The sequence below is a fragment of the Geodermatophilus sp. SYSU D00814 genome (assembly GCF_054050055.1).
Genome location: NZ_JBJGYP010000040.1, coordinates 21,021 through 34,193, shown reverse-complemented (window position 1 = coordinate 34,193; position 13,173 = coordinate 21,021). Strand labels below are relative to the sequence as shown.

Below are 13,173 nucleotides of genomic sequence, written 5' to 3'. Positions count from 1 at the left end.
CACCCCCCCCCGGGCCGCCCCCCCCCGCCCCCCCCCCGCGCCCACGCCCCCCCCCCCGCCCCCCGCCCCCCCCCCCCCCCCCCCCCCCCCCCCCCCCCCCCCCCCCCCCCCCATCTCCTCCCGGTGCACCGTGAGCAGGTTCTGGTGGAAGTTCGCCGGCCGCAGGTGGGTCCAGGCCAGGCCCGTGGCCTCCACCCGCTTCTCCAGCGCCCGGTGCGGCAGCAGCGGGTTGCGCCCGGCGGCCTGCACCGAGAGCAGGACCACCCGCTGCACCCCGGCGGCGACGACGGCGTCGAGGAAGGGCTGCAGCCGCTCGGCCCGGGCGACGTCGGGCGGGCGCAGCAGGAACAGCGCGTCGACCCCGTCGAGCGCGGCCGGCCAGCTCGCGGCGTCCTCGAGGTCGAGCCGGACGGCGGGCACCCCGGCCGGCAGCCCCGCGGCCGCCCGGCCCGGGTCGCGGGCGCCGGCGCGCACGTCGGCGTCGAGCGCGGCCAGCCGGCGGACGACCTCGCTGCCTACCGTGCCGGTGGCCCCGGCGACGAGGATGCTCACGCGTCGGCCGCCACGACGAACGGCGCCGCCGACAGCCACTCGCGCCCCTCGGCCAGCTCGACCATGGCGAGGGCGACGTCGGCCTTGGTCACCGGTGCCGCGCGCAGCCCGGGCGCCTCGGAGGTGAGGCGGTAGCGGCCGGTCCCGGGCCGGTCGGCGAGCCGCGGCGGGCGGACCTGCGTCCACTCCAGCCGGGAGCCGGCGAGGACCTCGTACTCGCCCTCCTTGTCCTCCACCAGGTCGCGGGCCAGCCGGTGGGTGAGGGCGGAGACGAACCGGGCGCCGCGGCCCTTGCGGTCACCGGGCAGGTCGGCCCCGGCGCCGGAGACCCCGACGAACCGGCGCGCCCCGGCCGCGTCCATCGCGGCCACCAGCCCGGGCAGCACCGCACGGCCCACGTCCCCGCCCGAGCCCCTGGTGACGCCGACGCACCACAGGACGGCGTCGGCACCCTCGACCGCCTTGGCCACCAGGGCGGGGTCGCGGACGTCCCCGGGGCGCTCCGTCACGCCCGCGTGCCCTGCCGCGCTGCGCGCCACCGCCACCACCGCGTGGCCGCGCTCGGCCGCCAGCCGCACCGCGTGCCGGCCCACACCGCCGGCGGCCCCGAACACCACCAGGTCCACGTCGCTCTCCCTCCCGTACCGGTTCCCCCGACCCGATGGTGTCAGGTAACCTGACAACCGTGCAACGGCGGGAAGAGCTGCCGCTGGCCCACCTGCTGCTGCAGGCCGGCCGGGCGTTCGACGCCGCGCTGCGGGAGGAGCTCGCCGCCCGCGGGTGGCCGCGGCTGAGCGGCGCGCAGTCGCTGGTCTTCGCCTACCTCGACCCGCAGGGCACCGCGCCGGCCGAGCTGGCGCGGCGGCTGGGCACCACCCGGCAGGCCCAGCAGGACCTCGTGGCCGGCCTCGTGCGGCTCGGGCTGGTGGAGACGGTGACCGACCCCGCCCGGCGGCGCGGCCGGCTGGTGCGGCTGACCGGCAGCGGGCGCGTCCTCGCCGCCGACGCCGGCGGGATCCTGGCCCGGATGGAGGAGGAGCTCGGCGAGGCGGTGCCCGTCCTGCGGCGGCTGCTCGCCGAGGTCACCGGCCTGGCCGCCGGCCGGCGACCGGCCGTCGAGGGCGACCTGCCCGGCGATCTGAGCGCGACGGCCGACTGACCCCGCCCGGTTTCCGGCGCGGGGGCGCCGGGCACGGCGGGAGGACCGGCGGTCAGCTCCGGTCCCCGTCGAGCCAGGGAGGTCGCGTGCGGGCGATGGTCTACCGCGGGCCGTACAAGGTCCGGGTCGAGGACAAGGACGTCCCGGCGATCGAGCACCCGAACGACGCGATCGTCCGGGTGACGCTGGCGGCCATCTGCGGCTCCGACCTGCACCTCTACCACGGCCTCATGCCGGACACCCGGATCGGCCACACCTTCGGCCACGAGTTCATCGGCGTCGTCGACGAGGTGGGCTCCTCCGTGCAGAACCTGCAGGTCGGGGACCGGGTGATGGTGCCGTTCAACGTCTTCTGCGGGTCGTGCTGGTTCTGCGCCCGAGGCCTGTACTCCAACTGCCACAACGTCAACCCCAACGCCACCGCCGTCGGCGGCATCTACGGCTACTCGCACACCACCGGCGGCTATGACGGCGGCCAGTCGCAGTTCGTGCGGGTGCCGTTCGCCGACGTCGGCCCGGTGCGGATCCCCGACTGGATGCACGACGAGGACGCCGTCGTGATGACCGACGCCGCCGCGACCGGCTACTTCGGCGCGCAGCTCGGCGAGATCGCCGAGGGGGACACGGTCGTCGTCCTCGGCGCCGGGCCGGTCGGCCTGGTCGCCGCGCAGTCGGCGTGGCTGATGGGCGCCGGCCGGGTGATCGTGGTCGACCACCTGCGGGAGCGGCTGGAGAAGGCGCGGACCATGGCCCACGCCGAGACGCTGGACTACGACGAGGTCGACGACGTCGTCGTCGAGCTGAAGGAGCAGACCGACCACCTGGGCGCCGACGTCGTCATCGAGGCGGTCGGCGCGGAAGCCGACGGCAACCTCCTGCAGCACGTCACCGGGACGAAGCTCAAGCTGCAGGGCGGGTCGCCGGTGGCGCTGAACTGGGCCATCGACGGCGTGCGCAAGGGCGGCACGGTCGCCGTCGTCGGCGCCTACGGGCCGATCCCCAACGCGGTGAAGTTCGGCGACGCGCTGAACAAGGGCCTGACCCTGCGGATGAACCAGACGCCGGTCAAGCGGCAGTGGCCGCGGATGTTCGAGCACGTCCGCAACGGCCACCTGACCCCGCGCGCGGTGGTCACCCACCGCTTCCCGCTGGAGGAGATCGCGGAGGCCTACCACGTGTTCTCCAGCAAGCTCGACGGCTGCATCAAGCCGGTGATCGTGCCCGACGCGGCCTGAGGAGCAACCGTGACCGAGCCCGACGTCCCGAGTGCCATCCCGAGTGCCTACGTCCGGGACAAGCGCACCCCACCGCCCAGCCGGGAGGAGCTGCGCGCCCGCATCCCCGGCTGGGGCGCCGACCTCGACCCGGCCGACCGGCCCTCGCACCCGAAGCTGCAGTACCCGGCCGACACCGGCGCCCACTGGGACTTCCCGGAGCGCCAGCCGGGCGGGGAGGGGCGCGAGCGCTCGATCGAGCACGCCTTCGTCACGCCGGTGTTCGGCACCGCCCAGCCGCTGCGCGGCCTGTCGGGGGCGATCCGCCGGTACGCCTACACCCGGTTCAGCGAGGGCCGGCTCGCGCACTGGCTGCTGCTGATCGCCGGCGACCGGGTCGACGCGTGGGAGCACCACCTGCGGTCGTTCGCGACCCTGCGTCCCGACGTGCCCGCCACCGGCCTGCGGAGCGAGTTCACCCGCGGCGGGCTGCGGTCGCGGCGGGGCCGCAGCGACGCCCGCCACCAGCTGCTCGACCCGGTGGTGGTCGTGGGGCCGTGGCTCGCCGGCGCCGGTGCCGCGGTGCTCGGCGCCCGGAGGGTGGTGCGCGCCGTCCGCGGCTGAACGTGTGCGCGCAGGCCGCGTTCCCGGGGCGCGGACGCGGCGCCGGCGCACACGCTCCGGGCTACCGTCCCCGACCGTGACCCCGCTCGACGAGCTGCCCCGCATCGGCGCCCCGGCCACCCGCGCGCTGCACGGCGCCGGGTACACCGGCCTGGGGCAGCTGGCCGGGGTCCCGCGCACCACGCTGGCCGCGCTGCACGGCGTGGGCCCGAGGGCGCTGCGGATCCTCGACGAGGCCCTCGCCAAGCACGGGCTCGCGCTCGGCTGACCCCGCCCGTGTACCTGCGGATCTGGGCCTACGAGGTCCCGCCGGGAGCGGCCGGCCGGTTCGTCGCCGCCTACGGGGCCGACGGCGACTGGGCGCGGCTGTTCGCCCGGGCTCCGGGCTTCGCCGGCACGGAGCTCTTCCGCGGTGTCGACGGCGGGACCCGCTTCCTCACCGTCGACCGCTGGCGCGACGCGGCGGCGTGGGCGGCGTTCCTCGCGCGGTGGGGCGAGGACTACCGCGCCCTCGACGCGGCGCTGGCCCCGCTCACCACCCGCCAGGAGCTCCTGCTCGAAGGGGCGCCACCGTGAACACAGGCACCGAGACGACGGGAGCGGTCCCTCCCACCGGGGAGAGACCGCTCCGTGTGCTGTGCGCCATCAGGGACTCGAACCCCGAACCCGCTGATTAAGAGTCAGCTGCTCTGCCAATTGAGCTAATGGCGCGTGTCGCCCGGGTGACCGGGTTCCGAGCGACGACGATACCAGCGCCCGGCAGGCGGTCGCCGCCGGGGGCGGGACGCGGAGACGGCCGTCGTCCGCCCTGGACGTGGACACTGGACGGGTTGCACTCGCGCCCGGCCGGGCGCGGGCGGTCGGACGAAGGGCGGGCAGCGAGCGTGCGACGGACAGCGGCGCTGGTCACGGCGGGGGCCCTGGCCCTGCTCAGCGGGTGCACCGCGGGGAACGGCCAGGGGTCCTCCGCGGCCTCGTCCTCCTCGCCCTCGACGTCGGCGTCGGCCACCACGGCCGCCGACGCACCCCCTCCCCAGCTGCAGCTGGCGCCCGCCGACGGCGCCGTCGACGTCGCCCCGGGACTCCCGCTGGAGATCTCCGTCACCGACGGCGAGCTGGGTGACGTGACGGTGACCGACGACGCCGGCACCGAGGTCCCCGGGCAGGTCGCCGACGGCGCCACCGAGGGCACCGAGGTGTGGACGGCCGACGGGGCGCTGGACTACGGCAGCACCTACACCCTGACCGCCGCCGCCACCAACGCCGACGACGAGCGCGCCGAGGCCACCAGCACCTTCACCACCGCCGTCCCGGACGCACTGGCCACGCCCGCGATCGGCCCGCTGGACGGCCAGACCGTCGGCGTCGGCATGCCGATCCGCGTCTACTTCGAGCAGCCGGTCACCGACAAGGCCGCGGTCGAGAGCCGCCTGCTGGTCACCAGCTCGACCCCGACCGACGGCGTGTGGAGCTGGATCAGCGACACCGAGGTGCACTTCCGGCCCTCGCAGTACTGGCCGGCCGAGACCGACGTGACCCTGGAGGCCGACCTCCAGGGGGTCCCCCTCGGTGGCGGCGTGTGGGGCGAGAAGGACCGCACGGTCTCCTTCCACGTCGGCGCGAAGCACGTCTCGATCGCCGACGCCGCCACCCACCGGCTGCAGGTCTTCGACGGCGACCAGCTCGTCCAGGACTTCCCGATGAGCGCCGGCAGCCCGGACAACCCGAGCTACAACGGGCCGCACGTGGTCACCGAGCTCAACGCCGAGCGGATCATGGACTCCAGCACCTACGGCGTGCCGGTCGACAGCCCCGGCGGCTACCGCACCCCGGTGCAGTGGGCCGTGCGGCTGTCCGACAGCGGGGAGTTCGTCCACGGCGCCCCGTGGTCGGTGGCGCAGCAGGGCCGGGAGAACGTCTCCCACGGCTGCATCAACCTCTCGACGGAGAACGCCCGCTGGTTCTTCGACTTCTCCCAGCCGGGCGACGTCGTCGAGATCGTCAACTCCGGCGCCGGCACGCTGGCCTCCGACATCGACGACTGGACCGTCCCCTGGGACCAGTGGCGGGCCGGCAGCGCACTGTCGTGATCTCCGTTTCCTGACCGCCTGACCAGGGCACTTCCCGGCTGTCTTCGGGAGGGAGATGCGTCGTGGACACCTGGGTGATCGTCCTCATCGTCGTCGTCGCGGTGGTGGTGCTGGCGCTGGTCGCGCTGGCCCTGGCCAAGCGCAGCCGGGTGGCCGGCGCCCGGCGCCGCGAGCAGCAGCGCCTGGAGGCGCGCGAGCGGCTGGAGGAGGCACGGCTGCGCGGGGCGCAGGCGGAGAAGGAGCAGGCGCTGGCCGAGGAGCAGGCGGCGCGGGCCCGCCGCGAGCGCGCCGAGGTCGAGGAGCGCACCCGCCTGGCCGAGCAGGAGGCCCGCCAGCGGGCGGCGTCGGCGAAGGAGCACGCGTCGGCCGCCGAGAAGCTGCGGGCCGAGGCCGAGAAGCTCGCGCCCGGCCTGGCCGACCGCGACGGCCACGCCGGGGTCTCCGGCGACGGCCCCGGGGGCGCCACCCGCCGCTGAGCGGGGCACCGCTCAGTTCCGGGCGCCGCCGCGGTCGGTCCTGGTGGGCGGGGCCGGCCGGGCCCCCGGACACCGGAGGACGCCGTGGCCGACCTGATCGCCATCGGCACGCGCAAGGGGCTGTGGCTGGCCCGCAGCGACGACGACCGCCGCACCTGGCGCCTGGACGGGCCGCACCTGGTGGCCCAGGAGGTCGCCGCGGTCGCCGTCGACACCCGGGAGGCGGTGCCGCGCGTGCTGGCCGGCGTCCAGTACGGGCACTGGGGTCCCACGGTCACCTGGTCCGACGACCTCGGTGGCAGCTGGCACGAGACGCCGGAGGGCGCCATCGCCTTCCCCGCCGACACCGGCGCCGCGCTGGCCCGCGTGTGGCAGCTGCGCCCCGACGCCGCCGCGCGGCCCGGCGTCGTCTGGGCCGGCTGCGAGCCGCACTCGCTGTGGCGCAGCGACGACGGCGGCCGCAGCTTCGCGCTGGTCCGCGGGCTGTGGGACCACCCGCACCGGCCCACCTGGGAGCCCGGCGGCGGGGGCGGTGCCGTGCACACCGTGCTGCCGCACCCGACCGGCGACCGCGTCGTGGTGGCGATGAGCACCGGCGGCGTCTACGTCAGCGACGACGGCGGCTCGACGTGGCAGCCGCGCAACTCCGGCATCACCACCTCGTTCCTCCCCGGCCCGCCGCCGGAGTACGGCCAGTGCGTGCACAAGGTCGCCGTCGACGCCGGGGACCCCGACCGGCTGTACGCGCAGAACCACTTCGGCGTCTTCCGCACCGACGACGCCGGCGGCACCTGGACCTCGATCGCCGGCGGGCTGCCCGCCGACTTCGGCTTCCCGGTGGCCGCCTCCCCGCGGACCCCGGGCACCGCCTGGGTCGTCCCGCTGGTCGCCGACGCCGACCGGACGCCACCGGGCGGCCGGCTGCGGGTCCACCGCACCCGCGACGGCGGGGCGAGCTGGACCGAGCTCGGCGCCGGGCTGCCCGACGGCTGCTGGACGGCGGTGCTGCGCGACGCCGTCTGCGTCGACGAGGCCGAGCCCACCGGGGTGTACGTGGGCACCCGCGACGGCTGCGTCTACGCCAGCGCCGACGAGGGGGAGTCGTTCACCCGGGTCGCCGCCCACCTGCCCGACGTGCTGTGCGTGCGCGCGGCCCGGCTGACGTGAGCGTCGAGGTGCTGCTGCCGGGCGTGCTCGCCGACCTCGCCGGCGGCCGGCGGCGGCTGGAGGTCGACCCGCCGCCGGCGACGGTGGCCGGCCTGCTCGACGCGCTGGCCGCCGAGCACCCCGTCCTCGAGCGGCGCATCCGCGACGAGTCCGGGGCGCTGCGCCGGTTCGTCAACGTCTACGTCGACGGCGACGACGTGCGCTTCGCCGCGGGCGTGCACACCACGGTGCGCGACGGCGCCGTCGTCGAGGTGCTGCCCTCGGTGGCGGGGGGCTGAGCGGCGGGTCAGAGGCGGGCGAGCTCGGCGCACTCCGGGCACAGCTGGGAGTCCTCGTAGCCCTCCGGCGGCCAGACCGTCTCGTCGTCGACGGCGACGTAGGAGCCGCACAGCGACTTGCGGCTGCGGCCCTGCACCCGGCCGATGGTGGCGTGCGCCGGCCCGATCTGCCGCGGCTGGAGCCCGTCGGGCGAGCCGACCGAGCCCACCATCACGACGGCGTGGGCTGTCCCGTAGGAGTAGGCGGTCGTCGTCATGCCGTCAGCGTCCGAGGCGTGCGGGGCTCGGACGAGCACCGGCCGCCGCGTGTCCGCCACCGCCGGTCACGGCCGCCCCACCGGCACCACCCGGCCCTCAGGCCACGGGCCCCGCGACGACGCCGTCACGCACGAGGGCGGCGAGGTCGTCCGCCGCGACGCCGAGACCGGTGAGGACGGCGGCGGTGTGCTCACCGACCCGCGGCGCGCGCCCGCGCGGCCCGACGTCGGCGCCCCGGAGCTGCAGCGGCGCGCGGACGGTGCGGAACCGGCGTCCCGAGCCGTCGTCGACCTCGGGGAACAGCCCGTCGGCGGCGGCCTGCTCGTCGGCGGCGAACTCCGCGACGGTGGACGCCGGTCCCCAGATGAAGCCCCGCTCGTCGAAGGTCGCGCCCCACTCCGACAGCGGGCGGGTGGCGAAGGCCTCGTCCATCAGCCGGGTCAGCTCCGGCATGTGGGCCGCACGGGCGCCGCGGGTCGCGAAGCGCTCGTCCTCCACCCACTCCGGGTGGCCCACCGCCTCGCAGAACGGCGCCCACCAGTGCGGCTCGGGCATGAACAGCAGGATCCAGCGGCGGTCGGCGCAGCGGAACCCGCCGTGCAGGGCGTGCGGCCGGGCGACGCGGCCCTGCGGCGTGGGCGTGATCCCGTCGACGAGGGTGGCCGACAGGTCGCTGGACATCGTCCACGCGGCCGACGCGAGCAGGCTGACGTCGACCACCTGCCCCTCCCCGGTGGCCTCGACCACGCGCAGCGCGGCGAGCACGCCGCCGAAGAGGGCCAGCGCGGCGACGTGGTCGCCCTGGGCCGGGCGGAGCCGCGGCGGGGCGGGGTTGGCCGGCTCGCTCATCGCGTCGAGGACGGCGCCCCGGCCGAAGAAAGCGGTGAGGTCGTAGCCGGGGCGGGTCGCGTCGGGTCCGGCGGGGCCGTAACCGGTGAGGGTGGCGTGCACCAGCCGCGGGTTGAGCCCGTGCAGGGTCGCCGCGTCCAGGCCGAAGCGCGTCTGCCGGGCCGGCAGCAGGTTGCAGAGGAAGACGTCGGCGCCGGCGGCCAGCCGGCGCACCAGGTCGGCGCCGCGCGCCTCGTTGACGGCGACGGCGATGCTGCGCTTGCCGCGGTTGTCCATCTCGAAGGCGGCGTCGACCGGGTCCTGCCCCTCGGGGACCTGCGGCTGCCGGGTGGCCCCGCGCATGGCGTCGCCGCGCAGCGGCTCGACCTTGACGACATCGGCACCCATGTCGGCCATCAGCGCGGCGGCACCCGGAGCGGCCATCCAGTTGGCCACCTCGACCACGCGCACGCCCGCCAGCGGTGCGGTCACGGCCTGCTCCCCCTTCAGTCCTGCAGGTAGTCGAAGACCGGGCTCGCCCGGCCCAGGGTGAGGTCGGTGAGCAGGTGGCTGGCCGAGACGACCTCGCGCACGGGCAGGTCGGCGAGCGGCGCGAGCGCGTGCTCGAACAGCTGCAGCCGCGCCGGGCCGGTCCAGGCCCCGCGGACGGTGACGTCGGTGATCTGGCTGCGCACCAGCTCCAGGATCCGCGGCCGCCGGTCGTAGCCCGGGAGCACCTTCAGGCCGAAGGTGGGTCGGCCGATCTCGGCGATCGCGTCCTCGTCGCTCATCGGCGCGTGCTTGTAGCCCATGGTCGCGGTGGCCACCCGCAGCGTCCCGTAGTCCAGCGTGCCGACGAGGGTGTCGGAGTCGACGTAGAGGCGCGGCGTCCCCGACTTCTTGGGGAACGCGCTGATCTCCCGGCCGCTGGCGATCGAGGCCAGGCTGTCGACGTACATGGCGTGCAGGTAGTCGGCGCTCTCGCCCTCGTACTGGACCTGCAGCACCTGACCGGACTCGGTGAACGACCCCAGGCCGGTGACGTCGGGCATCCGCATGACCTCGAACTTGACCAGCGGGTCGCCGACCGTGAGCGGTTCGGGCACCACGCGCCGCATCGCCTCGGCGTCGGTCCGGTACAGGATGTTGAGGTACTCGCGGCCGGTGAACCGGTAGCGCCCGGCCGGGTAGGCGGGCGCGCCGAGCGGCGTCGTCGACTGCCGGCGGACCTCGTCGGCGTCCATCAGCCCTCCCCGTCGCGCGCGGCGTCCCGCGCCCGGATGACCGCCAGCTGGGCGCGGTCGCGGGCCTCGGTCAGCTGCTCGTAGGTCCGCCCGGCGAAGCGCTCCTCCACCTGGCCGCTGACCAGCTCGACGGTCGCCTCGTCGAGCTCGGGCTGCTCGACGACCTTCCAGCGCCGGGCCATGCCCGGGCCCAGGTGCTCGAGGAAGTGCCGCATGCCGCCCGGCCCGCCGCCGAGGTGGAAGCTCTCGAACGGGCCGGCCGTCGCCCACCGGACGCCGATGGACTCGGTGACGATCTCGTCGAGCTCGGCGGCGCTGACCACGCCCTGGGACACCAGCCACACGCACTCGCGGAACAGGGTGGACTGGAGCCGGTTGGCGACGAAGCCGCCGATCTCCCGGTGCAGGACCACCGGTTTACGGCCGACCGAGCGGTAGAACGCGACCGCCGCCTCCACCGCCCACGGCGCGGTCCGCTCGCCGGGCACCACCTCGACCAGCGGCAGCACCTCCGGCGGGTTGAACGGGTGGCCGACCACCAGCCGCTCCGGGGTGCGCATCTCCCGCGCCAGGTCGCTGGGCATGAGCGCCGACGTCGACGAGGCGATCAGCGCCCGCTCCGGTGCGGCGGCCTCGATCCGGGCGAGGAGCTCCTGCTTGAGCGGCAGCCGCTCGGGGGCGTTCTCCTGGACGACGCCGGCGCCGCTGACGGCGGCCTCGACGTCGCCGACCACCTCGATGCGGGTCAGCAGCTCGTCGGGGTCCCCGGCCTGCGGCTGCAGCCGCGTGTGGTGGCGCACCGCCGCCGCCACCTCGGGACCGACGTCGGGCCGCGGGTCCTGCACGCGGACGGTGCGGCCGTGGGCGGCGAACAGCGCCGCCCACGAGAGTCCGATGGTGCCGGCCCCGACGACCGCGACGGTGCCCTGGCTCGGGTCCACGTGCGCTCCCGGTGTGCTCGTCCGATCCCCGCGGGCATCGGAACACACCCGGCCGCGAGATGCGACCCAGGTCACGTCTCAGCGCAGCAGCTGCTCCACCTCCGACCACGACCCGGCGACCGCGGCGACCCCGGCCTCGCGCAGCGCCCCGGTGCGGTCGTGCCGGTCGGCCTCGGGCACGAACTGCAGCAGCCCGATCGTCGGGAACCCGGCGGCCACCGCCGAGCGGGCGCCGTTCACCGAGTCCTCCACGGCGACCGCCTCGGCCGGGCCGACCCCGATGGTGGCGCCGGCGTACACGTACACGGCCGGGTCGGGCTTGCTCGTCGGCTCGGTCAGCGAGTCCTCGGCGCTGAACCGGCGGCCCGGGTGGAACAGCGGGTCGAGGCCCGTGACCTGCAGGCAGGCGGCCAGCCGCGAGGACGCGCTGGAGGTCACCGCCGCCAGCGCGAACCGGCCGGCCAGGCGCTCCAGCGGTTCCCGCACGGCGGGGTCGGGGCGCAGGACGGTGCGCAGGTGCGCGGTGACGACGTCCTTCTCCTCGGCCACCCAGTCCTCGAGGTCGGCGCGGGTGAGCTCGCGGCCGTGGCCGGCGGCGAGCTCGGCGGCGGCGGCCCGGAAGTTCTTGCCGTTGGTCATGCGCTGCAGCTCGTCCGGGGCGAAAACCCGGCCGGCCCCCAGCCCGGCGAGGAACCGGTTCGTGACGTCGGCGGACGCCGCGTACGCCGGCTCCTCGGAGGGGAACAGCGTGCCGTCGGCGTCGCACAGCAGCGTGGTCACCGCGGCCGGGTCGAGGGCGGTGCCGCTCACGCGTCCCCACCCGCGGCCAGGAACTCCTCGACGACCTCGCGCGGGCCCTGCCGCTCCAGGCCCGACAGCGCCCGCTGGACGCACTCGGCGAAGCGGGGGTCGCGGCCGACGTGGTCGAAGACCGACTCCTCCGACAGCAGGGGTGCCGCGTCGCTGCCGGCCTCCTGCGCGACCGGCACGAGGTCGGTGCGCGGGCCCTGGATCGGCACCTCCTCGCCGGCGTAGTCGTGCCCGCGGAGGAACCGCAGCCAGCCGGCCACGGCGACGCACAGCAGCTGGTGCGGCGTGCCCGCCTCCATCGCCGCCCGCACCGAGGGCAGCAGGTAGTTCGGGATCTTGGACGAGCCCCGCCGGGACAGCCGCGCCAGCTGGTCGGCCATCCGGGGGTTGGCCAGCCGGTCGAGCAGCGTGGCCTGGTACTCGTCGAGGTCGACGCCGGGGACCTCGGGCAGGTGCGGCGCGATCTCCTCGGCCATGAGGCGGGTGAGGAACGTGCGGAACACCGGGTCGGCCATCACGTCCGCCGTCGTCCGCAGGCCGGCGAGGTAGCCCAGGTAGGCGATGGCGCTGTGCCCGGCGTTGAGCAGCCGCGTCTTGACGGTCTCGTAGGGCGAGACGTCCTCGACGAGCTGGACGCCGACCTCCTCCAGCGGGGGCCGCCCGTTGCAGAAGGAGTCCTCGACGACCCACTGGCGGAACGGCTCGGTGACCACCGGCCACCGGTCGTCGACGCCGGTCTCCGCGGCGATCGCGTCCCGGTCCTCGCGGGTGGTGTTCGGCGTGATGCGGTCGACCATGCTGCTGGGGAAGGCGACGTGCGCGTCGATCCAGTCGGCGAGGTCCTCGTCGCGCAGGCGGGCGAAGGACACCACCGCGGTGCGCGCCGCCGCGCCGTTGGACTGCATGTTGTCGCAGGACAGCACGGTGAACGGCGGCCGGCCGGCCTCGCGGCGGCGGGACAGCGCCTCCACGAGGTAGCCGAAGACCGTCTCGGGAGTGCCGGGGTCCTCCAGGTCGCGGGCGACGTGGGGGTCGTCGGCGTCGAACTCGCCGGTGTGCGCGTCGATGCGGTAGCCGGTGCCGGTGATCGTCAGCGTCACCAGGCGGGTGCGCTCGTCGGCGAGCGCCGCGAGCACCGCCTCCGGGTCGTCGGGGGCGTACAGGTAGCGGGTCAGCGCGCCGACGACGGTGGCGCGGTCGCCGTCGGCGGCCCGCTCGACCACGGTCCAGAGCCGGTCCTGGCCGGCGAGGACCTCGCCGATCTCGCGGCTGTGCAGGCCGACCCCGACCACGCCCCAGCCGGTCTCGCCCCGGCGGGCGAGCTCGTCGAGGTAGACGGCCTGGTGGGCGCGGTGGAAGCCGCCGACGCCGATGTGCACGATCCCGGGACGCAGCGCGGCCCGGTCGTAGGAGGGGACGGAGACCTCGGACGGGAGGTCGGCGAGGGTCCGGTCGGACAGGGGGACGGCGGGAGCCGCGGCCCGGGTGGGGGCAGACGTCATCGGGATCTCTCGGGATGGAGGGGCGGCCCG

At 76.1% G+C, this 13,173-nt stretch carries 17 protein-coding genes and 1 tRNA gene; 9 read left to right on the top strand and 9 right to left on the bottom strand.

Annotation, left to right across the window (positions count from 1 at the left end):
- Positions 1-552, bottom strand: a 552-nt coding sequence (locus ACI780_RS22095) for an SDR family oxidoreductase (protein WP_457005797.1), incomplete at its 3' end; no start/stop codon positions are given.
- Positions 549-1,178, bottom strand: a complete 630-nt coding sequence (locus tag ACI780_RS22090) for an NAD(P)-dependent oxidoreductase (protein WP_456870383.1) — start codon at positions 1,176-1,178, stop codon at positions 549-551. The genes ACI780_RS22095 and ACI780_RS22090, both read right to left, overlap by 4 nt.
- A gap of 59 nt (positions 1,179-1,237) precedes the next feature.
- Here ACI780_RS22090 and ACI780_RS22085 point away from each other — a divergent pair, with 59 nt between their 5' ends.
- The 5 genes from ACI780_RS22085 (at position 1,238) to ACI780_RS22065 (ending at position 4,125) form a co-directional block, all read left to right on the top strand.
- A complete protein-coding gene (locus tag ACI780_RS22085) occupies positions 1,238-1,711 on the top strand; it encodes a MarR family winged helix-turn-helix transcriptional regulator (protein WP_457005796.1) in 474 nt (157 codons plus the stop codon).
- A gap of 95 nt (positions 1,712-1,806) precedes the next feature.
- Positions 1,807-2,946 (top strand): zinc-dependent alcohol dehydrogenase, encoded by a 1,140-nt coding sequence (locus tag ACI780_RS22080; protein ID WP_457005798.1) that lies wholly within the window; start codon positions 1,807-1,809, stop codon positions 2,944-2,946.
- 9 nt (positions 2,947-2,955) lie between these two features.
- Positions 2,956-3,549 carry a hypothetical protein gene (locus ACI780_RS22075; protein ID WP_457005795.1) on the top strand — a complete coding sequence of 198 codons (594 nt, stop codon included), beginning with the start codon at positions 2,956-2,958 and terminating at the stop codon, positions 3,547-3,549.
- A 76-nt stretch (positions 3,550-3,625) separates the two neighbouring features.
- Positions 3,626-3,817, top strand: a complete 192-nt coding sequence (locus ACI780_RS22070) for a DNA-binding protein (RefSeq protein ID WP_457005793.1) — start codon at positions 3,626-3,628, stop codon at positions 3,815-3,817.
- 8 nt (positions 3,818-3,825) lie between these two features.
- Entirely contained in the window at positions 3,826-4,125 is a 300-nt protein-coding gene (locus tag ACI780_RS22065) for an antibiotic biosynthesis monooxygenase family protein (protein WP_457005791.1), read from the top strand.
- A gap of 62 nt (positions 4,126-4,187) precedes the next feature.
- Here the strand turns inward: ACI780_RS22065 and ACI780_RS22060 are convergent.
- Positions 4,188-4,260: transfer RNA gene (locus ACI780_RS22060), tRNA-Lys, on the bottom strand.
- A 173-nt stretch (positions 4,261-4,433) separates the two neighbouring features.
- Here ACI780_RS22060 and ACI780_RS22055 point away from each other — a divergent pair.
- From ACI780_RS22055 to ACI780_RS22040, 4 genes are all read left to right on the top strand, one after another.
- Complete coding sequence (locus tag ACI780_RS22055) at positions 4,434-5,639, top strand: L,D-transpeptidase (RefSeq protein WP_457005789.1); 1,206 nt, start codon at positions 4,434-4,436, stop codon at positions 5,637-5,639.
- Positions 5,640-5,701: 62 nt separating this feature from the next.
- The gene (locus ACI780_RS22050) at positions 5,702-6,115 is read left to right on the top strand and encodes a hypothetical protein (protein ID WP_456870389.1); all 414 of its coding nucleotides are present in this window, start codon (positions 5,702-5,704) and stop codon (positions 6,113-6,115) included.
- 84 nt (positions 6,116-6,199) lie between these two features.
- Positions 6,200-7,282, top strand: coding sequence for a WD40/YVTN/BNR-like repeat-containing protein (locus ACI780_RS22045; protein ID WP_457005787.1), 1,083 nt, complete (start codon positions 6,200-6,202; stop codon positions 7,280-7,282).
- Positions 7,279-7,560: a ubiquitin-like small modifier protein 1 gene (locus tag ACI780_RS22040; protein WP_456870391.1), complete on the top strand. Its 282-nt coding sequence runs from the start codon at positions 7,279-7,281 to the stop codon at positions 7,558-7,560. The genes ACI780_RS22045 and ACI780_RS22040 overlap by 4 nt, the downstream gene beginning before the upstream one ends.
- Positions 7,561-7,568: 8 nt before the next feature.
- Here ACI780_RS22040 and ACI780_RS22035 read toward each other — a convergent pair whose 3' ends face one another.
- The 6 genes from ACI780_RS22035 to ACI780_RS22010 all read right to left on the bottom strand — a co-directional run bounded on the left by ACI780_RS22035 (position 7,569) and on the right by ACI780_RS22010 (position 13,143).
- The gene (locus ACI780_RS22035; RefSeq protein WP_456870392.1) at positions 7,569-7,817 is read right to left on the bottom strand and encodes a hypothetical protein; all 249 of its coding nucleotides are present in this window, start codon (positions 7,815-7,817) and stop codon (positions 7,569-7,571) included.
- Positions 7,818-7,914: 97 nt separating this feature from the next.
- Positions 7,915-9,138, bottom strand: coding sequence for a CaiB/BaiF CoA transferase family protein (locus ACI780_RS22030; RefSeq protein WP_457005784.1), 1,224 nt, complete (start codon positions 9,136-9,138; stop codon positions 7,915-7,917).
- Between the two features lie 14 nt (positions 9,139-9,152).
- Positions 9,153-9,890, bottom strand: a complete 738-nt coding sequence (locus ACI780_RS22025; protein WP_457005782.1) for an acetoacetate decarboxylase — start codon at positions 9,888-9,890, stop codon at positions 9,153-9,155.
- Positions 9,890-10,831 (bottom strand): 3-hydroxyacyl-CoA dehydrogenase NAD-binding domain-containing protein, encoded by a 942-nt coding sequence (locus ACI780_RS22020; protein WP_457005780.1) that lies wholly within the window; start codon positions 10,829-10,831, stop codon positions 9,890-9,892. Before ACI780_RS22020 ends, ACI780_RS22025 begins: the two co-directional genes overlap by 1 nt.
- A 78-nt stretch (positions 10,832-10,909) precedes the next feature.
- On the bottom strand, positions 10,910-11,641 hold the full coding sequence (locus tag ACI780_RS22015; protein WP_457005778.1) for an HAD family hydrolase: 732 nt from the start codon (positions 11,639-11,641) through the stop codon (positions 10,910-10,912).
- Positions 11,638-13,143, bottom strand: coding sequence for a mannitol dehydrogenase family protein (locus ACI780_RS22010; protein ID WP_457005776.1), 1,506 nt, complete (start codon positions 13,141-13,143; stop codon positions 11,638-11,640). The genes ACI780_RS22015 and ACI780_RS22010 overlap by 4 nt, the downstream gene beginning before the upstream one ends.
- Between the last annotated feature and the right edge of the window lie 30 nt (positions 13,144-13,173).

Bases quoted from the DNA above. Each gene is read 5' to 3' on its own strand.
- ACI780_RS22080 (WP_457005798.1), top strand. From the start codon at position 1,807: ATGGTCTACCGCGGGCCGTACAAGGTCCGGGTCGAGGACAAGGACGTC.
- ACI780_RS22035 (WP_456870392.1), bottom strand. From the start codon at position 7,817: ATGACGACGACCGCCTACTCCTACGGGACAGCCCACGCCGTCGTGATG.
- ACI780_RS22010 (WP_457005776.1), bottom strand. From the start codon at position 13,143: ATGACGTCTGCCCCCACCCGGGCCGCGGCTCCCGCCGTCCCCCTGTCC.
- ACI780_RS22025 (WP_457005782.1), bottom strand. From the start codon at position 9,890: ATGGACGCCGACGAGGTCCGCCGGCAGTCGACGACGCCGCTCGGCGCG.